Source organism: Pantoea sp. Tr-811, from assembly GCF_011752535.1.
GTDB lineage: Bacteria > Pseudomonadota > Gammaproteobacteria > Pseudomonadales > Pseudomonadaceae > Aquipseudomonas.
Map to the genome: position 1 here is coordinate 110,462 of NZ_VWXJ01000001.1, position 24,320 is coordinate 134,781.

Below are 24,320 nucleotides of genomic sequence, written 5' to 3' on the forward strand. Positions count from 1 at the left end.
GCCGGCAACAATCCGCGAAAGGGCGGTCAAATCCTACCCCTTGATCAGCCCCTGCAACGACCTGTCGAAATCCCGCAAGGCTGCAGCCTGCACCGCCTGTTCATCTTCCACCACCCGGGCGACATCCCCCAGCGGCTTCTGGGCCCGCCCTTCGGCGCGGCCGATGTAAGTCAATTGGTCATCGAAGAACCGCGCCACCACCCGGCTTTCGATATCGCTACTGGCCAGCCGGCTCTGGGTATCGAGCAGCACGATGACATCCGGGTGGTCGGCCAGCAGGGTGTCCAGGTCCTCATAGAACGTCACCTCGGCAAACCGCTGCGCCAGCGACCGAGCCAGCCAGTCGTAGGCTTGGCTGCCGCCGTTGAGGGTGGCGACCGGGACCTTGCCGTTGGCTGGCTGTTTGGCTGCATCGCCACGGTGCTGCTGCAGGTAGTTCAGCGTCGCTGCGCTGTCCCGGCCCAGCAGCACGGCCACATGCTGCCCCGGTGCCAATGAAACATCGGAAAGTGCCGTGGCCGAGTAGAAATGACCAGCGGGCTGGGTGCCCACTTGCGGGGTAGGCGCTGCGCATCCGCCAAGGGCAGCGAGCAGGGCCAGCAGGGCAGCGATCATGCCGGATTTCATGGTGGACGCCTCGTCGGTCAGTGAATGCCAGCATCTTCCGCCGCGCCGGCGCCGGGCGGAACTTGATGGCCTTCATGGTGGTTATCGACGGGATCGATGCATCACTGGGTGGCCATGAAATGCAGGATACGCTCGCGCAACCAGCGTTCGGCCGGGTCGTTGTCCTGGGCGCCGCTCCATACCATCGACAGCTCCGCCTCGGTGATCTCGAACGGCGCCGGGTCGGCCCGCAGGCTGCCATCGTCGGCCAGGGCGCAGGCGGCGTAGTCCGGCACGGTGGCGATCAGTTCGGTGTTGCGCAGCAGCGCCCGCAGGCTGCCGAACTGCGGCACCGCCAGCACCACCTTGCGGCAGCGGCCAATGCGGGCCAGGTCCAGGTCGATGTTGCCGCTCATGTCGCCGGAGAACGACACCATCACATGGGGCCGGGCGCAGTATTCGTCGAGGGTCAACGGGCCTGGGCGGTCGTCGGCGCGCAGCACCCGCACGCCGATATCGCGCAGCTTGCGGCGCTTGGCGGTGGCGGGCAGGTCGGTGGTGTAGCTCACGCCCACGGAGATCTCGCCGCTGGCCAGCAGGCCCGGCATCAGCAGGAAGTTGGCCCGGCGCACCACCACGCTGATCTCGGGGGCTTCTTCACGCAGGGCCTGGAGCAGGGCGGGGAACAGGCCGAACTCGGCATCGTCCGAAAGGCCCAGGCGGAACTGGTTGCAGCTGCTGGCCGGGTCGAAGTCGCGGGCGCGGCTGATGGCCGAGGAAATCACGTCCATCGCCGGGCCCAACTCGGCGAATATCTGCATCGCCCGCGGCGTCGGTTCCATGGCGCGGCCGCTGCGAATCAGCAGCGGGTCATCGAACAGCTCGCGCAGGCGGGCGAGGGCGGCGCTGACGGTGGACTGGGTGATGAACAGCTTTTCGCCGACGCGGGTCAGGTTGCGTTCGATCATCAGGGCTTCGAAGAGCACCAGCAGGTTCATGTCGACGCGGCGCAGGTCGTTGCGGTTCATGGGCGCTTGGGTTCCGGGGGTGAAGGGTTGGCGGTGTATTGAAGCACGGCGCTGGCCTGCTTGCCTTGTATGGATGTGCCGGCCCTGTCGCGGGGCAAACCTGAAAGAGCCAACCTATCACCCCTCAATACTGCCTCTATTAGACCTCTGCCCAAGCTCGGCTAGTCTTTCCCCTGGCCCCGCGATTTGCGCGTGCGGGCGGCGTGCCAGCACCTACGTGCAAGACCCCGCCGCCTTCAGCGTGACAGCTTCGCAAGCCCCACGTCGGCACAAGACCGACCCGACCTGATGAGGGGTAGGCACGAGCCCCAGCGCTCGGCTGAAAGAACACCTGGCATAGACCGGAAATCTGGATAACCGACCCAAAAGGTAACAGCAGATGTCGAACGAATCGAAATGCCCGTTCCATCAAACCGCAGGTGGCGGCACCACCAACCGTGACTGGTGGCCTGACCAGCTCAACCTCAGAATTCTCCACCAACATTCGTCCAAGTCCAGCCCCGACCCGGACTTCGACTACGCCAAGGCGTTCAAGAGCCTCGACTTCCAGGCCTTGAAGAAAGACCTCACCGCCTTGATGACCGACTCCCAGGACTGGTGGCCTGCCGACTTCGGCCACTACGGCCCGCTGTTCATCCGCATGGCCTGGCACAGCGCTGGTACCTACCGCATCGGTGACGGCCGCGGTGGCGCCGGCTCCGGCCAGCAGCGCTTCGCCCCCCTCAACAGCTGGCCCGACAACGTCAGCCTGGACAAGGCCCGACGCCTGCTGTGGCCGATCAAGCAGAAGTACGGCAACAAGATTTCCTGGGCCGACCTGATCGTGCTCACCGGCAACGTCGCCCTGGAGTCGATGGGCTTCAAGACCTTCGGTTTCTCCGGGGGCCGTGCCGACGTGTGGGAGCCTGACGAAGACGTGTACTGGGGCTCGGAAAAGGTCTGGCTGGGCGGCGACACCCGCTACGGCAAGGAGCAGGTCAAGGCCCAGCCGCCAGGCCAGGGCGACCTGGTGGCCGAACCTGCCAAGCACGGCGAAGAACAGAACCGCGAGCTCAGCGCCGAGCGCAACCTGGAAAACCCGCTGGCAGCGGTGCAAATGGGCCTGATCTACGTCAACCCGGAAGGCCCGGAAGGCAACCCCGACCCTGTGGCTTCGGGCAGGGACATCCGTGAAACCTTCGGCCGCATGGCCATGAACGACGAAGAAACCGTGGCCCTGATCGCCGGTGGCCATGCCTTCGGCAAAACCCATGGCGCCGGGCCCGCCGACAATGTCGGGCCCGAACCCGAAGCCGCAGGCCTTGAGCTGCAGGGCCTGGGCTGGGCCAACAAATATGGCTCCGGCAAAGGTGGCGATGCCATCACCAGCGGCCTGGAAGTGATCTGGACCTCCACGCCAACGAAATGGAGCAACGAGTACCTGAACAACTTGTTCAACTTCGAGTGGGAGCTGACCAAAAGCCCGGCGGGTGCACACCAGTGGCGGCCTAAAGATGGCAAGGGCGCAGGCACCGTGCCGGATGCCCACGACGCCGGCAAGCGCCACGCTCCGTCGATGCTCACCTCCGACCTGGCGCTGCGCTTCGACCCGGTCTATGAACCGATCGCCCGGCGTTTCAAGGACAACCCCGACCAGCTGGCCGACGCCTTCGCCCGCGCCTGGTACAAGCTGATCCACCGCGACATGGGCCCGCTGGCGCGTTACCTGGGCCCGGAAATGCCCAATGAAGAGCTGCTGTGGCAAGACCCGATCCCCAAGGCCGACCACCCGCTGGTGGGCGAGCAGGACATCGCCGCACTCAAGGCCAAGGTGCTGGCATCGGGCCTGAGTGTGGGTGAGCTGGTGTCCACCGCCTGGGCGGCGGCCTCGACCTTCCGCGGTTCCGACAAGCGCGGTGGCGCCAACGGTGGCCGCCTGCGCCTGGCGCCGCAGAAGGACTGGGCGGCCAACCAGGGCACCGACAAGGTGCTCAAGGCGTTGGAGCAGATTCAGGGCGAGTTCAATGCCGGTGGCAAGAAGATCTCCCTGGCCGACCTGATCGTGCTGGCGGGCGCCGCCGCTGTCGAGAAGGCCGCCAAGGACGCCGGGCACACCGTCAGCGTGGCGTTCCGCCCAGGCCGTAGCGATGCTTCCCAGGCGCAGACCGACGTTGAGTCGTTCGCCGTGCTGGAGCCGCTGGCCGACGGTTTCCGCAACTTCACCAAGGCCCGCTACAGCGTCAAGGCGGAAAAACTGCTGCTGGACAAAGCCCAGTTGCTGACCTTGACCGCGCCCGAGCTGACCGTGCTGATCGGCGGCCTGCGCGTGCTGGGGGCCAACCATGGCGGCAGCAAGCATGGGGTGTTCACCGACAAGCCCGGCACCTTGAGCAATGACTTCTTCCGCCACTTGCTGGACATGGGGGTCGAGTGGAAATCGACCTCGGCGGACAACGAGGCCTTCGAGGGGCGTGACCGCAAGACCGGGCAGGTGAAATGGACCGGTACGCGGGTCGACCTGGTGTTCGGTTCCCATGCGCAGTTGCGGGCCTTGAGCGAGGTGTATGGCAGCAGTGATGGCAATGACAAGTTCGTCAGGGACTTCGTCGCCGCCTGGGAGAAGGTGATGGAGCTGGACCGTTTCGACCTGAAGTAACCTGAGGGCGCCTTGCGCCCATTCGCGGGGCAAGCCCGCTCCTACAACACAACCCTTGTAGGAGCGGGCTTGCCCCGCGAACGGCTGCAAAGCAGCCCCTTACGCCCCTGCCAATCCCGCCAATTCCAGGTCGGATAGATACAAAAGCGTCCTCGTTCGTTCTGCTGCAATGCACCTCAGGCAACCGGCCTGAAAGCGTGCTCACAACGACAAGGAACACCGACCATGCAAATGCCCCAGACCCTGAAGATCCGCAATGGCGACAAGGTCAAGCCGACCTTCTCCGCACAGGAGTACGCCGCCCGCCACGCCCGCCTGCGTGCCTACATGGCCGAACAGGACATCGAGGCGGCGATCTTCACCTCGTACCACAACGTCAACTACTACAGCGACTTCCTTTACTGCTCGTTCGGCCGGCCTTACGCCCTGGTGGTGACCCAGGACAAGGTGGTGACCATCAGCGCCAACATCGACGGCGGCCAGCCCTGGCGCCGCACCGTGGGCACCGACAACATCGTCTACACCGACTGGCAGCGCGACAACTATTTCGTCGCCATCCAGCAGGCCCTGCCGTTGGCCTCGCGCATTGGCGTTGAGTACGACCACTTGAACCTGCAGAACCATGCCAAGCTCGCCGCCTGCTACCCCCGGGCCGAGCTGCTGGATATCGGCGCACCTTGCATGCGCCTGCGCATGATCAAGTCGGCCGAGGAACAGGCGTTGATCCGCCATGGCGCACGGGTGGCGGATATCGGCGGCGCGGCGGTGGTGGAAGCGCTGCGTGACCAGGTGCCGGAGTACGAAGTGGCATTGCACGCCACCCAGGCGATGGTCCGCGAGATCGCCCGCAGCTTCCCGGACGGCGAGCTGATGGACACCTGGACCTGGTTCCAGTCCGGGCTCAACACCGACGGCGCGCACAACCCGGTGACCAGCCGCAAGGTTGGCAAGGGCGAAATCCTCAGCCTCAACTGTTTCCCGATGATCGCCGGCTACTACACGGCGCTGGAGCGCACGCTGTTCCTCGACCACTGCCCGGATGAGTACCTGCGCCTGTGGCAGGCCAACGTCGAGGTGCACGAGGCAGGGCTCAAACTGGTGCGCCCGGGCATGCGCTGCTGCGATATCGCCCGCGAGCTGAACGAAATTTTCCTGCGCCACGACCTGCTGCAGTTCCGCACCTTCGGTTATGGCCACTCGTTCGGCACCTTGAGCCACTACTACGGGCGCGAGGCCGGGCTGGAGCTGCGCGAGGACATCGACACGGTGCTGGAGCCGGGCATGGTGGTGTCGATCGAGCCGATGATCATGCTGCCCGAAGGGCGGCCGGGGGCGGGAGGGTACCGCGAGCATGACATTCTGATCGTCAACGAACAGGGCGCAGAGAACATCACCCGGTTCCCGTATGGGCCGGAGCACAACATCATTCGCAAGTAGCGAGCGGCGTCGCCTGCGTTCGCGGGGCAAGCCCGCTCCTACAGCGATAGCACCGGCCTGATGGCCAGTGAAACTCCTGTGGGGGCGGCTTTAGCCGCGAAGAGGCCGCTGCAGATAACAAAAAACTGTATGACCAGCAGACCCTGCCGCCAATTAGAAGAATCAGAGGGTACCCGTCATGTCCAGCACCACTTTCAACGCTCCCACCCTCGACGGCGCCGCCCCCAGCGCCGAACGCCAGGCCCTGCGCAAGGCCGCGCGCGCCAGTTTCATGGGCAACTTCGTCGAATGGTTCGACTACGCCGCCTACGGCTACCTGGCCACCATCATCGCCACCACCTTCTTCCCGCAAACCGACAAGACCAGCGGCCTGCTGGCCACCTTCGCGGTGTTCGCCCTGTCGTTTCTCGTGCGCCCGCTGGGCGGCGTGGTGTGGGGGCACCTGGGTGATCGCCACGGGCGGCGCAATGCCCTGTCGTGGTCGATCCTGATCATGTCGCTGTCCACCTTCTGCATCGGCCTGTTGCCTGGCTATGCGCAAATCGGCCTGTGGGCGCCGGGCCTGCTGTTGCTGATTCGCCTGGTGCAGGGTTTTTCGGCATCGGGCGAATACGCCGGTGCCGCGGCCTTTCTTGCCGAATACGCGCCACCCGGGCGGCGCGGGCTGTACACCAGCATCGTGCCGGCCAGCACCGCCGCAGGCCTGTTGTTCGGCGCGGCGTTCGTTGCCGTGCTGCACGAGCTGCTCAGCAGCGAAGCCCTGCACAGCTGGGGCTGGCGCCTGCCATTCTTGTTGGCCGCACCCTTTGGCCTGGTGGGCCGCTACATCCGCATGAGCCTGCAGGACACGCCCAAGTTCCTGGAAATGGAACAGCGCCTGGAGCATAAAAGCGGCATGGCCCCGGCGCCGATCCGTGAGCTGCTGGGCCAGCACCGGCGCAGCCTGGCCATCGGCCTTGGGGTCACTTGCTTGAATGCGGTGGCGTTCTACCTGCTGCTCAGCTACATGCCCACCTACCTGTCCAGCGAAATGGGCATGAGCGAGCGCGATTCGTTCATTGCCTCGACGGTGTCGCTGGCCACGTACATCGGCCTGATCTTTCTGATGGGGCGGCTGTCGGACCAGTTCGGACGCAAGACCATGCTGGTGGTGGCGTCGTTGCTGTTCCTGGGCCTGACCGTGCCGTTGTTCACGTTGCTCGATGGCCAGCCGTTGCTGGTGATTCTTGCAATCCAGATTCTGTTTGGCGCGATGCTGGCGATGAACGACGGAACCTTGCCATGCCTGCTGGCGGAGATTTTCCCGACCCGTGTGCGGTTCAGCGGCTTCGCCTTGAGTTTCAACCTGGCCAATGCACTGTTTGGCGGCACGGCGCCGTTCATTGCCACCTGGTTGATCCAGGTGACCGGCAGCAAGCTGGCGCCGGCCGGGTACCTGCTGGCGGCGGCGCTGGTGGCACTGGTGGCCATGGTCATGTGCCGGGAAACGGCCCATCTGGAGCTTGAGGAGTAGGGGCACTGCACTGGCCCTGGTAGGAGCGAGCGTAGCTCGCGATGGGGCGCGCAGCGGCCCCAGTTTTTCAGCTTCGCGGCACAGAATGCCGGGGCTGCGTTGCAGCCCATCGCGAGCTGTGCTCGCTCCTACCAGGGGCTGCGCCAGCGCTAGTGCAGTGATGCCTGGCGCCGCTCGCCCAGCGGCGACAGGCCGAAGAACCGGCTGTAGCTCTTGGAAAAATGCGCCGGCGAGCTGAACCCGCAGGCCAGCGCCACCTCGCGCACCTGCACATCGCTGCGCAACAGCAACTCCCGCGCCCGCGATAGCCGAAGTTCCAGGTAATACTGGCTGGGAGTGCGCTGCAGGTACTTGTGGAAAAGCCGCTCCAGCTGGCGCACGGTCACCTCGTTGAGGCTGGCCAGCTCTTCGAGCCCCAGCGGCTCTTCCAGGTTGGCCTCCATGATCGCCACCACCTGGCTCAACTTTGGCTGGCCACTGCCCAGCAAGGTCCGCAGCGGTACCCGTTGCCGTTCGCGCTCGCCACGCACGCGGTCGCACAGCAGCAGCTCGGCGGCCTTGGCGGCGATGGCCTGGCCGCCGGGCTCGCGGGCCACCAGTTGCAGCATCATGTCCATGGCCGCAACACCGCCCGAGCAGGTGTAGCGGTCGCGGTCCAGTTCGAACAGCTGGCTGGAAATCACGATGCCGGGGAAGTGCTCCTGCAGCACCTGCAGGTCTTCCCAATGGATGGTGCAGCGGTAGCCCTTGAGCAAGTCGGCCTTGGCCAGCAGGTAGCTGCCGGTACAGATGCCGCCCAGTGGCAGCTGTTGGCGAGCCAGCTGGCGCAGCCAATCGCCCAGCGGGCGGGTGGCGCGGCTGCGGTCGATGGGGTTGGCGCCGACCACGAACAGGGCATCCAGTGGCGGGGCGTCGGCGATGCTGTGGTCGGGCAGCACGCGCATGCCGTTGCTGGCCACAACCGGCTCATGGCTGGCGGCAATCAGCACGCTGCGGTACAAGGTGTGGCGCGCCGCCAGGTTGGCCATGCGCAGGGTTTCCACCGCCGAGGCCAGGCCAATGGTGGTGAAGTTGGGCACGATCAGGAAACCGAAGGTTCTGACAGGGGAAGGCGTTACCATTGATGTCGCGGGGTGGACCATTGCGATCTTCCTGTGCAAGCTGAGGCTTAGTTCGTCAGGGGCAGTGGAAAAACCGGCCTCGCATGTTTCTTGTTGTTATGGGTCGTTACCCGGTGGATCTTACACCCCGGCACATCGGCCAGGAATGGACCTGACCGCACATAGAAGGTGAATGCACGTGAACCCCGAATCCCTGCTGGCGGCACTGCCAGGTGTTGCCATCGCCCCCGAGGCGATCCAGGTGCTGCCCGATGCCAGGGCTTATCGCAATTGCCTGCTCGAACGCATTGCCGCGGCGACCCGGCGCATCGTCATCGTGGCCCTGTACCTGCAGGAAGACGAGGCTGGCCAGGAAGTGCTCGACGCCCTCTACCAGGCCAAGGCCGCACGGCCAACGCTGGAAATCACCGTGGTGGTCGACTGGTTCCGCGCCCGCCGTGGCCTGCTCGGCGCTGGCCGGCAGCCGGGCAACGCCGCCTGGTACCAGGCCCAGCGCCAGTTGCGCGGGCTTGAGGTGGCGATCCACGGGGTGCCGGTGCAAACCCGCGAGCTGTTCGGCGTGCTGCACCTGAAGGGCAGCATCATCGATGACTGCGTGCTGTACACCGGTGCCAGCCTGAACAACGTCTACCTGCACCGCTTCGACCGCTACCGGCTGGACCGTTACCACCTGTTCGAATCAGCGGCCCTGGCCGATGCCATGGCCGGGCTGGTGCAGCGCCTGCTGCACCCCACCGCCACACCGCGCCTGGACTTGCCGCCGGCACCCGCCCCGCGCGGCTTGCGTGGCGATATCCGGCGCCTGCGTGCGCGGCTGCGGCGCATGGCCTATGAGGTGCCGGCAGCGCCAGGCGAGCCGTGCTTGCGCGTGGTGCCGTTGCTTGGCGTCGGCCGTGGCAACCCGCTCAACCGTAGCCTGTGCGCGTTGCTGGCGGCGGCGCGGTCGCAGATCGTGATCAGCACGCCCTATTTCAACCCGCCGCGGGTGGTGATGCGCGAGATCGACCATGCCCTGGACCGTGGCGTGCGCATCGAGCTGATCGTTGGCCACCGCACCGCCAACGACTTCTACATCGCCCCCGGCGAGCCGTTCAGCGCCAGCGGCGCCTTGCCGTACCTGTACGAGGACAACCTGCGCACCTTTGCCCGCCGGCGCCATACGGCCATCGCCTGTGGCCAGCTGGTGGTGCGGATCTGGAACGATCCGGGGCATACCTTCCACGCCAAGGGGGTGTGGGTCGACCAGCGTTATTCGCTGCTGACCGGTAACAACCTCAACCCTCGCGGCTTCAACCTGGACCTGGAAAACGGCCTGCTGATCGACGACCCGCTGGGGCAGTGGCTGGTGCCGCGAGCCGTGGAGCTGGAAGGCATCCGCCGCCACGCGCCACAGATTGCGGCTGCAAGCGACTTGGGTGAAAAGGCCGAGCACCCCAAGGATGTGCGCAAGTTCCTGCGGCGCTTGCGCTACAGCCGCCTGGAGCCGCTGATCAAACGGGTGCTCTGAAGGGTCAGGCGGCCGCTTCGCCAGCCGCCTGCGCCTTGGCCTTGGGCTTGCCGGGCTTGAGCCGGGAGATGGCGAACAGCACCACCGCAAGGCCGGCCACCTGGTACACGGAAATGTCCTCACCCAGAATCGCCCACGAGGCCAGCACGGTGAGCACTGGGCCCAGGTTGCCCACCGCTGCAGTCTGGGTCGGCCCCATGCGCTGGATGGCCAACGCCACCCAATAGATGGGCAATACCGTGGAAAACACCGCCATCATCGCCGCGTTCGCCCATACGGCGCCGGGTAGTTGCCACAGCTGGCCGACCGGGGCCACCAGCAGGTAGTGCCCCAGCACCATCAGCGAAGAGGCAGTGCCGCACAGCCCGGCCAGGCGCATGGAGCCCATGCGCTTGAGCATCATGCCGGTGCCGGAGTAGTACAGCGCGTAGGTCACGGCACTGGCAAACACCCACAGCGAGCCCAGCACCACCTGCTGGCCAGCGCCGCTGACGCTGACATCGTGCACGAACGCGATGCCCAGCCCCACGTAGCACAGGGCCATCGCCGTGAGCGTGCGCGTACTGGGCTTCTCGCGCAGGGCAATGGCCTGGAACACCAGCACCAGGGTGGGGTAGGTGAACAGGATCAACCGTTCAAGCCCGGCGCTGATGTACTGCAGGCCATAGAAGTCGAACAGGCTGGCCAGGTAGTACCCGAACAGCCCGAGCAGGGCCACGCGCACGCCATCACCCAGGTTCAACGGCGCGCCGCCCTGGCCCCGGCTGGCGAACACCAGCCAGGCGAACAGTGGCAGTGACAGGCCCATGCGCAGGGCCAGCAGGCTGATGGCATCGACCGGGCCGGCGGCGTAGGCCAGCTTGACGAAAATAGCCTTGAAGCTGAAACCCAGCGCGGCCAGCACGGCATAGAGGGCGCCGCTTTGCAACTGGCGGTGGATCAGGCGGCTCAATGCGTTCATGGGGGATCCGTGGTGAAGGAGGGCAGGGCTTATTCTGAACAGAACGCCGCTGCGCTAGAATCGCTTTTTATCGAACATGGCGTTCGCTTTTGGAGAAGGCCAAAATGCCTTTCGATCTTCCCGACCTGCGCCTGCTGCTGGCCATCGCGGCCACGGGCAGCCTGAGCAAGGCGGCGGCCACCTTCCCGGTGGCGGTGTCTGCAGCCAGCAACCGCTTGCGCCTGCTCGAAGCGCGCTGCGGCGTCACCTTGTTTACCCGCACGGCCGAGGGCATGCAGGCAACGCCTGCAGGGCGGCTGGTGCTGGAGGGCGCGCGGGCGGTGCTGGCCCAGGCCCAGTCGCTGCAAAACACCCTGCAGGAGCTGGCTGGGCAGCGGCGGGTCACTCTGCACCTGGCAGCGTCCACGGTCAGCACCAGCACCTTGTTGCCGGCGGTGCTCGGGCCGTTCCTGGCCGATTACCCGGAAGTGGACCTGCAACTGGCCGAACACAAAAGCGCCGATGTGTTGCGTGCGGTGCTGGCCGGTGAGTGTGAAATCGGCGTGTACGACAGCTTGTCGATTGATGCCGATGTGGTGACCTTGCCGTTTCGTACCGAGCGCCTGGTGATGCTGGTGCCGATCGACCACCCGCTGGCCGGGCGCGAGCAGCTGTGCCTGGGCGATGCCTTGGGCTACCCGTTCATTTGCTTGCCCAGCGAGCGGCCCATGCAGCGCTTCGTCGAGGGGCTGGCCATCAACCTTGCCCGGCCGTTGAAGGTCCGGGTGCGCGCCCCCAGTTTCGAGGCCATTGCGCAACTGGTGGCGCGCCAGGCCGGGATTGCCATGGTGCCGGAAACGGCGGCGATGCGTGCCGAGCAGGAATTGCCGGTGCGCCGGGTGGCGCTGGAGGAACGCTGGGCTACGCTGGAATTGCGTTTGTGTTTTCGCGATTGGGAGCAGCTGAGTTCGCATGCGCGGCAGTTGGTGACATTTCTGTCGGGGCAGTGAGGGTGCCTGGGCGGGCCTCTTCGCGGGGCAAGCCCGCTCCTACACACGCATCCACGGCGGTTGCACGCCTGTAGGAGCGGGCTTGCCCCGCGAAGAGGCCGGCACCGGCCAAGCACCAGTCGTCAGTTGTACCGATCATCGCCAGCCCAGGCCAGTCAACCCTGACGAACCCTTGGAAAAGGCTCACATGAATGGACGCAATCCTCGGCAATGGTTCGCCGCGCAGCCAGGTGGTTCGCCAACTCATTCTGGTGTTTTCCGGCTTGCTCATCGTGGCCCTGCTGTTGGGCCTGGTGTCGCTGTACCGCATCGCCCAGACCCTGGACGAGCGCGAACAGGCGCAAAGCCGCTTCTACGCCGAGTCCGCCCTGGCCCAACTGCAGAAGAACGAGCGCAACTACCTGCTGACCCACGCCTTTTGGCAAGCCGCCTACGATCACCTTGCCGGGGCAGCAGACAGCCACTGGGCCTTCGATGAAGACAACGTCGGGCAAACCCTCTACACCGAAGACGGGTATGAAGGGGTGTTCGTGCTTGACGACGACGGCACCCATTACGCCGTGCTGGACGGCCAGCTGAGTGACCAAGGGTTCGACCACCACAGCGCCAGTGGCGGCCGGGTGCTGCAGCTGGCGCGCCAGGCCGTGCAGCGCGAGCAGGCGGCCTCGGGTTACCTGCTGTTTCGCGGCCAGCCGGCGCTGTTCGCTGCGGCGGTGATCCGCTCGCCGTCGGCGCCGCACCACCTGCCGGCACCGGCAGCCGTGTTGCTGTTCGTGCGCGTGCTCGACCCCGCCATGCTCGAAGCCTTGGGCCGAACCGTCGGCTTGTCGGATTTCGCCCTGTCCACGGCGGCAAGTGCCGAACCGGGCAGGGGCCTGCTGCCCCTGGAGGGAAGCGGCCAGGCGTTGACCTGGCATGTGGAGCAGCCCGGCAGCACGCTGATTCGTACTGTGGTTGCGCCGTTTGCCGTGGCGTTGCTGGTCATTGTGCTGTTTATGCTGGTGTTCGCCCGCCAGGCCATGCGTACCAGCGCCAGCATCGACCGCAGCCACCGCCAGCTGGCGGCCTCCAAGTCGGCCCTGGAAACCAGTGAAGCGCGTTTCAAGGCCGTGGCCGAAGCCGCCTCGGACTGGATCTGGGAAACCGACGCCCAGCAGCACCTGACCTACCTCTCCGCACGTTTCGCCGAGTTGACCGGGCACACGGTCGCGCAATGGCTGCAGCGCCCGCTCAAGCAACTGCTGGACTGCGACACCTTGGACATCGAAGCCTGGTTGCATGGCCTGGCCGCCAGCGAGGCCAGCGGCAACCTGCGCTGCCAGTACCGCGACCGTGCCGGCCAGCAACGCGAGTGCCGCATCGCCGCCAGGGCGATCATCGAGCAGGGCATTTGCAAAGGGTTTCGCGGTACGTGCAGCGACATCACCGATGAGGTGGCGGCGCATGCGCAAATTCAGCACCTTTCCCTGCACGATGCCCTCACCGGGCTGCCCAATCGCAACAAATTGTTCCGCTTTCTCGAACAGGCCGAGGCCGGGCAGATCGCCCTGCTGATGCTGGACCTGGACAACTTCAAGCCAATCAACGACAGCCTCGGTCACCCCGCTGGCGATGCGGTGTTGATCGAAGTGGCCCTGCGCCTGGGGCAGATGACCCGCGACAGCGACCTGGTGGCGCGCCTGGGCGGCGACGAATTCATCGTGGTGCTGGCGCGGCCCGGCCAGCAAGAGGAAGTGGACCGCTTCTGCCTGCGCCTGATCGAGACACTGCGCCAGCCGATTACCCTGGACGGCCACACCGTGCAGATCGGCGTAAGCCTGGGGGTGGTGCTGTCGGCGCAGTACCCCGCTGCGCCCAACGAGCTGATTCGCTACGCCGACGTGGCCTTGTACGGTGCCAAGCAAGCCGGCAAGAACACTTGGCGCTACTTCTCCCCCCAGATGAACGCCGCGCTGCTGGAAAAGCGCACCCTTGAGCGTGAGCTGCGTGAAGGGATCCCGCGCAATGAGCTGGTGCTGCATTTCCAGCCGCGCTACAAGGTCGATGGCATCACTGTGGCGTCGGCCGAGGCGCTGGTGCGCTGGCGCCACCCGCGCTTGGGGTTGCTCAGGCCGGACCGTTTCATCCCGTTGGCCGAGGAGTCGGACCTGATCGTGCAGCTGGGCAACTGGGTGCTGCGTGAAGCCTGCGAGCGAGCCAGGGCCTGGCCGCTGGCGGTGATGGTGTCGGTGAACATGTCGCCGGCCCAGTTCCGCCGCAGCGATGTCGTGCGCGACGTGGCCGATGCCTTGCGCTGCAGTGGCTTGCCCGCGCAGCGCCTGGAGCTGGAAATCACCGAGAACGTGATGCTCAACGACGTCGAAGGGGCCTTGCATACCATGACGGCGCTCAAAGAGTTGGGCGTGCGCCTGAACATGGACGACTTCGGCACAGGCTATTCATCGCTGGGCTACCTGCGCACCTACCCGTTCGACAGTATCAAGATCGACAAGCGGTTCGTGCAGTCGCTGGGCAAGAGCGACAGTGACCGTAGCGTGGTACAAGCTATTATCAACCTGGGCAACGCCATGGGCATGACCGTCACCGCCGAGGGCGTCGAAACCCCGGAGCAGCTGGCCCTGCTCAGTGATGACCAGTGCCATGAGGTACAAGGTTTCTTGCTCAGCAAACCGGTGGAAAACCAGGTGCTGATGCGTTTGATGGAGGCAGGGAAGGCAGCCGATCGCGTCATGCCATGAACAGTTACATTCAAACGTTTGCGACGCGACGTATAGCCCCTCTGAAAAGTCATCCCAAGCGCATACAATCAGGCCTTTTCCACGTTAACCAGATAGGCCAACCTGTATATGGCGCTTGATCCACCCACGATGCTGACCATTACCATCGCCCTGGCAGCCGCTGCTGCCTTGTACCTGGCGATCGAATGGCGCAGTGTCCGCGAACCGTCGCTGCTGTTCTGGAGCGCTGGCTTCGCCACCATTACCGTCGGCTCGACCCTGGCGCTGCTGCGCGGGATCGGGCTGTTGCTGATCGGTATCTGGTTCGCCAACGGCTTGTTGGTGGTTGCCCACTGGTTCTTCCTGGCCGGCGTGTTGCGCTTTACCCAGTCGCGGCTGTCGCGTGGCTGGCTGTTGATTGTGCTGGTGTGGTTCGGCTTGTTGCTGCTGCCGGTGGGGCCGCAGTGGTCGAAGGTCATGCTGATGGTCAACTCGCTGCTGGTGGCGCTGCTGACGCTCAAGGCCAGCTTCCTGCTGCGCCCGCACGGCAAGTCGCTGAGCGTCGGTGCTGCGCAGCTGCGCTACGTGCTGCTGGTGCATGGCTTGTTCTACGTGACCAAGGCGGTTATCGCGATTACCCCAGGCACGCTGATCGACCTGGCCACCTTTGGCGGGCTGATCATTCAGGTTTCCCTGGTCGAAGGGGCGATGGCCTTGATGTTGATCGCCCTGTCGATGACTGGCACCGTGCGCTACCGCCGTGAAGAGCGCATCGCCCGCCTGGCGGCACGCGACCCGCTGACGGCGCTGTACAACCGCCGGGCGCTGGAGGTGCGGGCGCCGCACTTGTTCAAGGAAGTCAGCCCGGCGAACCCGGCGGCGCTGCTGTTGATCGACATCGACAATTTCAAGCTGGTGAACGACCTGCATGGGCACGCCGCCGGTGACCGTTTGCTGGTGGCCTTGAGCGAGATGATTCGCGCGGTGTTGCCGGAGCGCTCGCTGGCCGCGCGGCTGGGCGGTGACGAGTTCGTGATTTTGCTGAGCGCTGCTAGCAGTGAGCGGGTGGTGGAGCTGGGCGGGGTGTTGCGCGAGCGCTTCCAGCAGTTTGCCCGGGAGGCGATGCCTACGCCCCAGGCGGTTACCTTGAGCATCGGCGCGAACTTGTTCGACCAGCCACCGGCCAGTTTGGCGGCGTTGATCGAGCAGGGGGACGTGGCGCTGTATCAGTCCAAGCGCGGAGGGCGTGACAGCATTCGGCTGGTGGTGAGCCCTGTGAGGTAGCCGGCGAGGCCGGAGCCATCCGCGTCGCCTGCTTCGCGGTTCCCGCACACAGTTGCTTTTGCTTTTGCTTTTGCTTTTGCTCTTGCTTCTAAGCGCGCGGTAGTTCAGGCAACACCAATCGCGACCTCAGGAGGCCGAACGTAGGCATTGCGGAGGGAGGTGACGGGCATCCATGCCCGTCACCTCCCTCCGCAATGCCTACGCTCGGCCTCCTAAGGTCGCAATCTGCGTTTGCTGGGCTACCGTGCGCTTAGAAGCAACAGCAAAAGCAGAGCAAAAGCAAAAGCGGGGTATGGCTCACCCACATAGGTTACAAATCAGTTCACGCACATGGGTAACAGTCCTATGCCACTCCCAATTCCCTGTGGGAGCGGGCTTGCCCGCGAACACCGGCATAGCCGGTGCCATGCGACGCCTGCTGCCTCGGTAGAACTGGCCTTAGGTCACAACCTGATAGCACGGCACATACGCCGCCCCCCCAGGCAATTTCATCCGATGCTGGTCGACAAACGCCTGCAACAGGTGCCCCAACGGCTCCAGCACCGCCGCATCGCCACGGATCTGGTACGGCCCGTGCTCCTCGATCAGGCGAATGCCCTTGTCCTTAACGTTCCCCGCCACAATGCCGGAAAACGCCCGGCGCAAGTTGGCCGCCAGCTCGTGGGGTGGCAGGTTGCGGCGCAGGGCCAAGGCTGCCATGTTCGCGTGGGTGGGGTCGAAGGGGTGCTGGAAGCCCTCGTCGATCTTCAGCAGCCAGTTGAAATGGAAGGCATCGTTGCGCTCGCGGCGGAACTGCTTCACAGCCTTCAGCCCCTCCACCATGTGCCGGGCAACCTCGGCCGGGTCATCGATGATGATCTGGTAGTGGCCCTGGGCAGCCTCGCCCAGGGTGGCACCCACGAAGGCGTGCAACTGCAGCAGGAACGGCTCGGCGCTGCGCGGCCCGGTCAACACCACCGGGAAGGGCAGGTGCTGGTTGTCCGGGTGCATGAGGATGCCAAGCAGGTAGAGGAACTCCTCAGCGGTGCCGGCGCCACCGGGGAAGATGATGATGCCGTGGCCAACCCGCACGAAAGCCTCCAGGCGCTTCTCGATGTCGGGCAGGATCACCAGCTCGTTGACGATCGGGTTCGGCGCCTCGGCGGCGATGATGCCCGGCTCGGTCAGGCCCAGGTAGCGGCTGCCGTGCATGCGCTGCTTGGCGTGGGCGATGGTGGCGCCTTTCATTGGCCCCTTCATCACCCCCGGGCCGCAGCCGGTGCAGATGTCCAGCTTGCGCAGGCCCAGCTCGTGGCCGACCTTCTTGGTGTACTGGTATTCCTCGCTGCTGATCGAATGGCCGCCCCAGCACACCACCATTTTCGGCTCCACGCCCGGGCGCAGCGTGCGGGCATTGCGCAGCAGGTGGAACACATAATCGGTGAGGCCCTGGGAGCTTTCCAGGTCGATGCGCTGGCTGGCCAGCTCGCTTTCGGTGTAGACGATGTCGCGCAGGGCGCTGAACAGCATCTCCCGGGTGCTGGCGATCATTTCGCCGTCGACGAAGGCGTCGCCGGGGGCGTTCAGCAGTTCCAGGCGCACGCCGCGATCCTGCTGGTGAATGCGGACCTCGAAGTCCTTGTAGGCTTCGAGGATGGTCTTGGCATTGTCGACATGGGCGCCAGTATTGAGGATGGCCAGGGCGCACTGGCGGAACAAGGTGTAGAGGCTGCCAGTACCGACTTCACTCAGTTGCTGGACTTCACGTTGCGACAGTGTCTCCAGGCTGCCCTTGGGGCTGACGGATGCATTGATGACATGGCGTTGAGGCATGTAAGTCTTTCCTGTGCAGGTAAAAACATCCTTGCAAGACAACACCATACCGTTCAGTGCTCGTCAACCCATAAGCCGTTGTACACCCAGGGTAATTGCCAGGCCGCCGGCCACCAGCCATAGGTTGAGCAGGGCGCCGGTGACCAGTGCACGAGGCCCGGCCTGGCGAATTTGGCTCCAGCGGGTTTCCATGCCCAGGGCGGTCATGGCCATGGTCAGGGCAAAGGTGTCGAGGCCGTTGACCGCCTCGGTCACGCCGGCAGGCAGCACCTGCAGCGAGTTCACCAGCACCAGGGCAAGGAAGCCGAAGGCGAACCAGGGCATGGCGATGCGGCCGTTGCCCTGGCCGGGCTGGCGCGAGCGGCTGATCCACAGGCCGACCACCAGCAGCACCGGCACCAGCAGCATCACCCGGGTCATCTTGACGATGGTGGCGATATGCGTAGCCTCGGGGCTGACGTTGCTCGCGGCGCCCACCACCTGGGCGACCTCGTGGATCGTGCCGCCCAGGAACAGCCCGGCGCCCAGGGTGTCCAGGTGCAGCCAGCCAGCATTGATCGCCAGCGGGTAGAGGAACATCGACAAGGTGCCGAACAGCACCACGCTACCGACTGCCATGGCGCTTTTGTGCGGTGCGCTGCGCAGCGCCGACTCAAAGGCCAGCACCGCAGCCGCACCGCAAATGGCACTGCCGGCGGCAGTCAGCAGGGCGGTATCGCGGTCCAGCTTGAGCAGCCGGGTGCCGCACCAGTAGCCAATCAACAGGGTACTGCTCACTACCAGCAAGGACACGGTCAGCCCCGACCAGCCCACCTCGGCGATTTCTTGCAGGCTCACCCGCAGGCCAAAGAACGCCACGGCGATGCGCAGCAGGCCGCGGGCGGAGAAGTTGATGCCGGCCGCCCAGCTGGCCGGTACGCCATCGCGCAGGGCGTTGCCGTACAAGGCGCCGGCGACGATGCCAACGATCAGCGGGCTGATGCCCAGGTGGGCGATGGCGGGCAGCGCCGCCAGTTGAGTCACCGCCAGCGCGAACAGCGCGACGAACAGGATGCCGTTGAGCCGCCCTCGGGTAGAGAGGGTAGGCGCAAGGCCGGGGTTGGACGATACCGTGGCCATGTGAGTCCTCCGGAAAAGATGTTTCGACAGGGTCTACGTTAATCTGGTTATAAGCTTATAAAAAATCGTAATTTGAAATGGCAAATATCCGAATAGCTGATATTTTTAGAAAATGACTCCAGAACAGCTGATAACGTTCGCCACCGTGGCCGAGCATGGCAACATCAGCCACGCCGCCCAGGCCCTGCACTTGTCGCAACCGGCAGTCTCCGGCCAGCTCAAGCTGCTGCAGGAAGACTTTGGCGAGCCCCTGTACCAACGCGCTGGCCGCGGCGTGCGCCTGACCGCTGCCGGGGAGCAGTTGCTGGCCCATGCCCTGCGCCTGCGCGAAACCTTCCACCAGGCCCAGGCCCTGCGCGAGGCTTTGCGGGGCCTGGAGCGCGGTATCTTGCGCATCGGTGCCAGCACCACGCCGGCCAGCTACCTGCTGCCGTACCTGATCGCCGATTTCCATGGGCGCTACCCGGAAGTGCTGGTCACCACCGCACACGGCAACACGCGGGAAATCGTTGCAGCGCTGGGCAACGTCGACATCGCCCTGATCGAGGGCCCGCCGGGGCAGGAGTTGCCGCTGGGGACGGGCGTCACGGGGTGGCGGCAAGACGAAATCGTGGCGATCGTGCCCAATGGCCATCCGCTGGCGGACACCCAGGAGCAGAGCCTGGCGGCGCTGGGCGCCTACCCGCTGGTGCTGCGTGAAAGTGGCTCGGGGGTGCGGCAGATCGTTGAGCGGGCGTTCGCCCGGCATGGCGTGGCGATGCGGGTAGCGCTGGAGATTGCAGGGGTGGAAGGGGTCAAGGAAGCGGTGCGGGCGGGCATGGGGATTGGGTTTGTCTCGGCCATGTCGATTCGCCATGAAGACGGCGTGCTGCGCCAGGTGCGGATTGCGCCAGAACCGCTGGTGCGGCAGTTCTCCATCTTGCTGCCCCATGCTGCCACGCCCTCACGGGCGGCAGCGCGGTTCATGGAGCTTTGCATCGGGCTGCCAGGCGTTGCTTGAGCGCACCGCCTGCAGTGATTGCCTCAGGCGCACGCCTGCACGAGGTTGCAATACTGCCCCTTGAAATACAGCAAAGGCTGCGTGGCGGCGACTGCCTGTTGGTCCATCGCTTTCACTTCGCCAATCACGATCAGGTGATCGCCTGCCACGTGTTCGGCGTGGATCTCGCAATCCAGCCAGTGCAGGCTACCGGCAATCACCGGGTTGCCCAGCGGCGAAGCCTGCCATTGCACCCCGTGCCATTTGTCGGTGCCACGGCGGGCAAACTGATTGGAAATGGCCACCTGCTCGCCCGACAGGATATTGACCGCAAAGCGCCCGGCCTGGCGGATACCGGGATAGCTGGCGGAGCTGGCCATGACACTGAACGAAACCAGCGGCGGGTTCATCGACACGCTGTAGAACGACTGGCAGGTGAAACCCAGTGGCTCGCCTTCATGCTGCGAGGTAATGACCGTGATGCCGGAGGCGTAGTGCCCGAGCGCCTCGCGAAAGCGCAAGGGCTCGATGGCGTTACCAGGACGTGACATGGGAAATCCTATCGATGTGGGGCAAGGGCCTGGCATTGGCCAAGCCCTTGCGGCTCATTAACGCGACAGTTCGCGGCGCACGATCTCTGCACCAGCGCTCAGTGCCTTGAGCTTGCCGTTCGCCACCTGGCGCGGCAGGGGGGCCATGCCGCAGTTGGTGCACGGGTAGAGCTTGTCGGCGTCTACGAACTGCAGTGCCTTGCGCAGGGTATTGGCCACTTCCTCAGGGGTTTCGATGGCATGGTTGGCCACGTCAATGGCGCCGACCATGACCTTCTTGCCACGGATCAGCTCGATCAGGTCCATGGGCACGTGGGAGTTGTGGCATTCCAGCGAGACGATATCGATGCTGGATTTCTGCAGTTTGGGGAAGGCTTCCTCATATTGCCGCCATTCCGAGCCCAGGGTCTTTTTCCAGTCGGTGTTGGCCTTGATGCCGTAGCCGTAGCAGATATGCACGGCGGTTTCGCATTTGAGGCCTTCGATGGCCCGCTCCAGGGTGGCGACGCCCCATTCGTTCACTTCATCGAAGAACACGTTGAAGGCAGGCTCGTCGAACTGAATGATGTCGACGCCAGCGGCCTCCAGCTCGCGGGCTTCCTGGTTGAGAATCTTGGCAAACTCCCAGGCCAGTTTTTCGCGGCTCTTGTAATGGGCGTCGTACAGGGTGTCGATCATGGTCATGGGGCCTGGCAGCGCCCATTTGATCGGCTGCGAGGTCTGCTGGCGGAGGAACTTGGCATCCTCGACGAACACCGGCTTGCGCCGCGCCACTGCACCCACCACCGTCGGTACACTGGCATCGTAGCGGTCACGAATTCTGACCGTCTCGCGCTGTTCGAAATCCACCCCGTCGAGGTGTTCGATAAAGGTGGTGACGAAGTGCTGGCGGGTTTGTTCGCCATCGCTGACGATGTCGATGCCGGCGTGTTGCTGTTCTTGCAGCGCCAGGCGCAGGGCGTCTTGCTTGCCCTCGACCAGTTCATCGCCCTGCAGTTTCCACGGTGACCACAGCGTCTCCGGCTGGGCCAGCCAGGCGGGTTTTGGCAGGCTGCCGGCGGTGGACGTGGGGAGCAGTTTCTTCATCTGGAATAACCTTGAATAATAGAAGCGATCAATGAGCGTATTGCGCAGACCACTGCGCGAGCGTTGCCTGATACGGCTTGACGAATTGTTCCTCGGCAAACTTGCCTTGTTCGATGGCCAGGCGGCTACGTTCTTCCCGGTCATACACAATGCGTGTCAGCGAATAGTCTTGATGTTTCAAGCTGGGCTGATAAGACTTTCCGGCCGCCGAGTTGGCGTTGTAGATTTCTGGCCGATAAATCTTCTGGAACGTGTCCATGGTGCTGATGGTGCTGATCAGTTCAAGCGGGGTGTAATCGCCCAGCAAATCACCGGCAAAATAGAACGCCAGGGGCGCAACACTGTTGGGCGGCATGAAGTAGCGCACCTTCAAGCCCATCTTCCTGAAGTAGTCGTCGGTCAGCGAATATTCATCCTGCACATATTCCACGCCCAGTACCGGGTGGTGGTTCTCGGTGCGCCGGTAGGTTTTGCTGCTGGAAACGCTGAGGCAGATGACCGGCGCCTTGGCGAAGTGTTGCTGGTAGGCTGCGGAGTTGACGAACGCCTTGAACAGCTGGCCGTGCAGGTCACCGAAATGCTCTGGCGTGCTGAATGAAGCCTGGCCTTTGTTATGCCCCAGCAACAGGACGCTGAAGTCATAGTCGCGCACGTAGGAGGAGAAGTTGTTGCCAACCATGCCGTCGATGCGCTCGCCGGTGTGATGGTCGACGATGGTGGTTTTCAATATTTCGATCAGCGGCAGGGCCTGGCCCTTGTGCGTGGTATCAAGGTGCATTTCCACCGAGACGATGTCCAGTTCCAGCGAATAGCGCTCGCCGTTCGGGTTATCCCAGTGCGCCAGGGCATTGAAGCGATTGTTGATCATCTTCAAGGTATTGCGCAGGTTTTCCTGGCGGTTTTCACCCCGGGCCAAGTTGGCGAAGTTGGTGGTGATGCGGGTGTTTTCGGCAGGCTGGTAGTGCTCGTCGAAGGCAATGCTTTTGAGGCTGAAAGTGAAGTCGCTGTTCATCTTGATCCGCTGTCCCGATCCTGGGGCCACACCCGGTGTCGGGTGGTTGCTCAGTGATCTGCAAATTGGCTGTGATTAAGATGAAGTTTAAGGATCGGTCGGCGCTGAGGCTAATGAGGAAATTTCAAAGGTTTTTTAGTTCCGCTCATGATGTTTTTTCATCATGAGCGGTTTCGGGGACGGGTGATCGAGCGCCGCCGGGGCATCAAGTGAGCACAGGCACTACCGCTGGTAGGCTTTGCCGAAATGCCGTTCCAGGCGTGCCTGCACCAGTTCCAGCAGGATCGACAGCACCCAGTAGATCACTGCCGCCGTGGTCAGCATCTCCAGGTAACGATAGCTTGAGCGGCCGTAGGACTGGGCTAGGAACATCACTTCCCACACGCCCATCACCGAGATCAGCGACGAGTCCTTGAGCATGGAAATGAACTGGTTTGCCGTGGGCGGAATGATGACCCGCATGGCCTGGGGCAGGGTGATGCTCCAGAAGATCTGGGCCGGGCGCATGCCCAGTGCCAAGGCAGCTTCGCGCTGGCCGCGGGCAACCCCGAGTATGCCGGCGCGGAAAATTTCGCTCAGGTAGGCGCCGTAGTTCAGCGACAAGGCAATGATGCCGGCGCTGATGGCGCCGGGCACCAGGCCCAGCTGCGGCAGGCCCAGGTAGATCAGCAGAATCTGGATCAGCAGCGGCGTGCCGCGAAAGAACGAGGTGTAGAAACTAGCGACGCCCACCAGCACTGCACTGCGCGATAGCCGCGCCAGCGCTGCGGCAAAGCCGAACAGCACCGACACCACCATCGAACACAGGCACAGGAACAAGGTCAGCGCTGCCCCTTGCAGGAACCCGTTGGGCCCGAGCTTGAAGCCGGCGAGGTTGGGGAACTTGTCCAGGATGATGGCGAACTTCAGGTCGAAACTGAGGAAGAACGCCACGAACAGGGCGAACAGCGCCAGCCAGGTCAGGTACAACCGGGTGCGGAACCCGAACAGGCGAGCGCCCGTGGCATTGGCCACGGGCTTGGGGGAAGGTTGAAAGGCGCTCATTTGCTGATGTCGGCACCGATCCATTTCTGCGAGAGCTTGGCCAGCGTGCCGTCAGCCTTGAGTTCGGCGAACACCTGGCGCACCTTGGCATCCCACTGCGGGTCGCCTTTCTCGATGGCCACCGAGTTTGGTTCTTCGTACAGCGGTGCGCCGGCCAGCTTGAAGCGCTTGTCCTGATCCAGGCGCGGTTGCGCGGTCACCAGGTTGGTGAGAATCGCGTCCAGGCGCACGCCGGCACCCAGGCCCAGGTCCTGGAAGGCGACGTTGTCGGTGTCGTAGGGGGCAACCTGGACGAAGTCGAACGGGTAGTCGATGTGCTGGTCTTCGGCACCTTCGATCACCAGGTTCTTGTTGAGGTAGCTCTCGTAGCTGGAGGCACTGGTCAGCCCGACCTTGCGCCCATCCAGGTCCTTGGCGGTGTGAATCCGGTCGTCCTTGGCGTTGACCACGATCACGGCAGGCGAGGCGTAGTATTCCACGGGGAAGTCGAACACCTCGGCCCGTGCCTTGCTCGGGGTCATCGAGCAAATGCAGATGTCATAGCGCCCGCTCCAGCGGCCAGCGGCGATCACGTCCCAGGATGGGGTTTCCAGGCGCAACTTGACGCCGAGCTTCTGTGCCACGGCCTTGGCCACATCGACATCGAAACCGTCCAGCTGGTTCTGTTCGTTGAGGAACGAGAAGGGCGGGTAGCTCTCCATCAGCACATTGACCATTTCCTTGTTCGACTCGACACGCTCCAGGGTGGAGCCGGCAAGGGCGTGGGAGGCGGAGGCGAGCAGCAGCAGGCTGGAGCCGAGCAAGGCAGCGAAGCGCATGTAAATACCTGAAAAATTGGCTGAAAATCGAGTAGGGTATTTAATAGTTATAGGTCCTCCAAACATAATGAATTTTAGTCATAAGCACCTTTAGAGAAGTT

At 64.1% G+C, this 24,320-nt stretch carries 19 protein-coding genes; 8 read left to right on the forward strand and 11 right to left on the reverse strand.

Annotation, left to right across the window (positions count from 1 at the left end; translation table 11 throughout):
- Positions 1 to 33: 33 nt before the first annotated feature.
- Positions 34 to 615 carry a hypothetical protein gene (locus tag F3J44_RS00520; protein ID WP_205299603.1) on the reverse strand — a complete coding sequence of 194 codons (582 nt, stop codon included), beginning with the start codon at positions 613 to 615 and terminating at the stop codon, positions 34 to 36.
- A gap of 113 nt (positions 616 to 728) precedes the next feature.
- A complete protein-coding gene (locus tag F3J44_RS00525) occupies positions 729 to 1,634 on the reverse strand; it encodes a LysR family transcriptional regulator (RefSeq protein WP_167055273.1) in 906 nt (301 codons plus the stop codon).
- Positions 1,635 to 2,013: 379 nt separating this feature from the next.
- Between F3J44_RS00525 and katG the strand changes: the two genes are divergently transcribed.
- The 3 genes from katG to F3J44_RS00540 all read left to right on the forward strand — a co-directional run bounded on the left by katG (position 2,014) and on the right by F3J44_RS00540 (position 7,219).
- The gene (gene katG, locus F3J44_RS00530; RefSeq protein ID WP_167269930.1) at positions 2,014 to 4,269 is read left to right on the forward strand and encodes a catalase/peroxidase HPI; all 2,256 of its coding nucleotides are present in this window, start codon (positions 2,014 to 2,016) and stop codon (positions 4,267 to 4,269) included.
- Positions 4,270 to 4,494: 225 nt separating this feature from the next.
- On the forward strand, positions 4,495 to 5,706 hold the full coding sequence (locus tag F3J44_RS00535) for a M24 family metallopeptidase (RefSeq protein ID WP_167269932.1): 1,212 nt from the start codon (positions 4,495 to 4,497) through the stop codon (positions 5,704 to 5,706).
- Positions 5,707 to 5,884: 178 nt separating this feature from the next.
- The gene (locus F3J44_RS00540; RefSeq protein ID WP_167269934.1) at positions 5,885 to 7,219 is read left to right on the forward strand and encodes an MFS transporter; all 1,335 of its coding nucleotides are present in this window, start codon (positions 5,885 to 5,887) and stop codon (positions 7,217 to 7,219) included.
- Between the two features lie 149 nt (positions 7,220 to 7,368).
- Here the strand turns inward: F3J44_RS00540 and F3J44_RS00545 are convergent, their stop codons facing one another.
- A complete protein-coding gene (locus tag F3J44_RS00545; protein WP_205299604.1) occupies positions 7,369 to 8,340 on the reverse strand; it encodes a GlxA family transcriptional regulator in 972 nt (323 codons plus the stop codon).
- A 178-nt stretch (positions 8,341 to 8,518) separates the two neighbouring features.
- Here F3J44_RS00545 and pssA point away from each other — a divergent pair, with 178 nt between their 5' ends.
- On the forward strand, positions 8,519 to 9,847 hold the full coding sequence (gene pssA / locus F3J44_RS00550) for a CDP-diacylglycerol--serine O-phosphatidyltransferase (protein ID WP_205299605.1): 1,329 nt from the start codon (positions 8,519 to 8,521) through the stop codon (positions 9,845 to 9,847).
- Between the two features lie 4 nt (positions 9,848 to 9,851).
- Here pssA and F3J44_RS00555 read toward each other — a convergent pair whose 3' ends face one another.
- Positions 9,852 to 10,808: a DMT family transporter gene (locus F3J44_RS00555; protein ID WP_167055253.1), complete on the reverse strand. Its 957-nt coding sequence runs from the start codon at positions 10,806 to 10,808 to the stop codon at positions 9,852 to 9,854.
- Between the two features lie 104 nt (positions 10,809 to 10,912).
- Between F3J44_RS00555 and F3J44_RS00560 the strand changes: the two genes are divergently transcribed.
- The 3 genes from F3J44_RS00560 to F3J44_RS00570 all read left to right on the forward strand — a co-directional run bounded on the left by F3J44_RS00560 (position 10,913) and on the right by F3J44_RS00570 (position 15,798).
- The gene (locus F3J44_RS00560; RefSeq protein WP_167055250.1) at positions 10,913 to 11,797 is read left to right on the forward strand and encodes a LysR substrate-binding domain-containing protein; all 885 of its coding nucleotides are present in this window, start codon (positions 10,913 to 10,915) and stop codon (positions 11,795 to 11,797) included.
- A gap of 191 nt (positions 11,798 to 11,988) precedes the next feature.
- Positions 11,989 to 14,535 (forward strand): EAL domain-containing protein, encoded by a 2,547-nt coding sequence (locus F3J44_RS00565; RefSeq protein ID WP_167269940.1) that lies wholly within the window; start codon positions 11,989 to 11,991, stop codon positions 14,533 to 14,535.
- 129 nt (positions 14,536 to 14,664) lie between these two features.
- Positions 14,665 to 15,798 carry a GGDEF domain-containing protein gene (locus F3J44_RS00570; protein ID WP_205299606.1) on the forward strand — a complete coding sequence of 378 codons (1,134 nt, stop codon included), beginning with the start codon at positions 14,665 to 14,667 and terminating at the stop codon, positions 15,796 to 15,798.
- A gap of 438 nt (positions 15,799 to 16,236) precedes the next feature.
- Here the strand turns inward: F3J44_RS00570 and ppnN are convergent, their stop codons facing one another.
- Positions 16,237 to 17,610: a nucleotide 5'-monophosphate nucleosidase PpnN gene (gene ppnN / locus F3J44_RS00575; protein WP_167062533.1), complete on the reverse strand. Its 1,374-nt coding sequence runs from the start codon at positions 17,608 to 17,610 to the stop codon at positions 16,237 to 16,239.
- 63 nt (positions 17,611 to 17,673) lie between these two features.
- Complete coding sequence (locus F3J44_RS00580; protein ID WP_167269944.1) at positions 17,674 to 18,729, reverse strand: YeiH family protein; 1,056 nt, start codon at positions 18,727 to 18,729, stop codon at positions 17,674 to 17,676.
- Positions 18,730 to 18,841: 112 nt separating this feature from the next.
- On the opposite strand from F3J44_RS00580, the gene F3J44_RS00585 reads away from it, so the two are divergent.
- Positions 18,842 to 19,729 carry a LysR family transcriptional regulator gene (locus tag F3J44_RS00585; protein WP_167269946.1) on the forward strand — a complete coding sequence of 296 codons (888 nt, stop codon included), beginning with the start codon at positions 18,842 to 18,844 and terminating at the stop codon, positions 19,727 to 19,729.
- A 23-nt stretch (positions 19,730 to 19,752) separates the two neighbouring features.
- Here F3J44_RS00585 and F3J44_RS00590 read toward each other — a convergent pair whose 3' ends face one another.
- The 5 genes from F3J44_RS00590 to F3J44_RS00610 all read right to left on the reverse strand — a co-directional run bounded on the left by F3J44_RS00590 (position 19,753) and on the right by F3J44_RS00610 (position 24,219).
- Positions 19,753 to 20,259: a flavin reductase family protein gene (locus F3J44_RS00590; RefSeq protein WP_167062524.1), complete on the reverse strand. Its 507-nt coding sequence runs from the start codon at positions 20,257 to 20,259 to the stop codon at positions 19,753 to 19,755.
- 57 nt (positions 20,260 to 20,316) lie between these two features.
- Complete coding sequence (locus F3J44_RS00595) at positions 20,317 to 21,345, reverse strand: methionine synthase (RefSeq protein ID WP_167062521.1); 1,029 nt, start codon at positions 21,343 to 21,345, stop codon at positions 20,317 to 20,319.
- A gap of 28 nt (positions 21,346 to 21,373) precedes the next feature.
- Positions 21,374 to 22,357 carry a DUF1852 domain-containing protein gene (locus tag F3J44_RS00600; RefSeq protein ID WP_167062518.1) on the reverse strand — a complete coding sequence of 328 codons (984 nt, stop codon included), beginning with the start codon at positions 22,355 to 22,357 and terminating at the stop codon, positions 21,374 to 21,376.
- A gap of 222 nt (positions 22,358 to 22,579) precedes the next feature.
- Positions 22,580 to 23,401, reverse strand: a complete 822-nt coding sequence (locus F3J44_RS00605) for an amino acid ABC transporter permease (protein ID WP_167269948.1) — start codon at positions 23,399 to 23,401, stop codon at positions 22,580 to 22,582.
- Positions 23,398 to 24,219: an ABC transporter substrate-binding protein gene (locus tag F3J44_RS00610; RefSeq protein WP_167269951.1), complete on the reverse strand. Its 822-nt coding sequence runs from the start codon at positions 24,217 to 24,219 to the stop codon at positions 23,398 to 23,400. The genes F3J44_RS00605 and F3J44_RS00610 overlap by 4 nt, the downstream gene beginning before the upstream one ends.
- Positions 24,220 to 24,320: the final 101 nt, after the last annotated feature.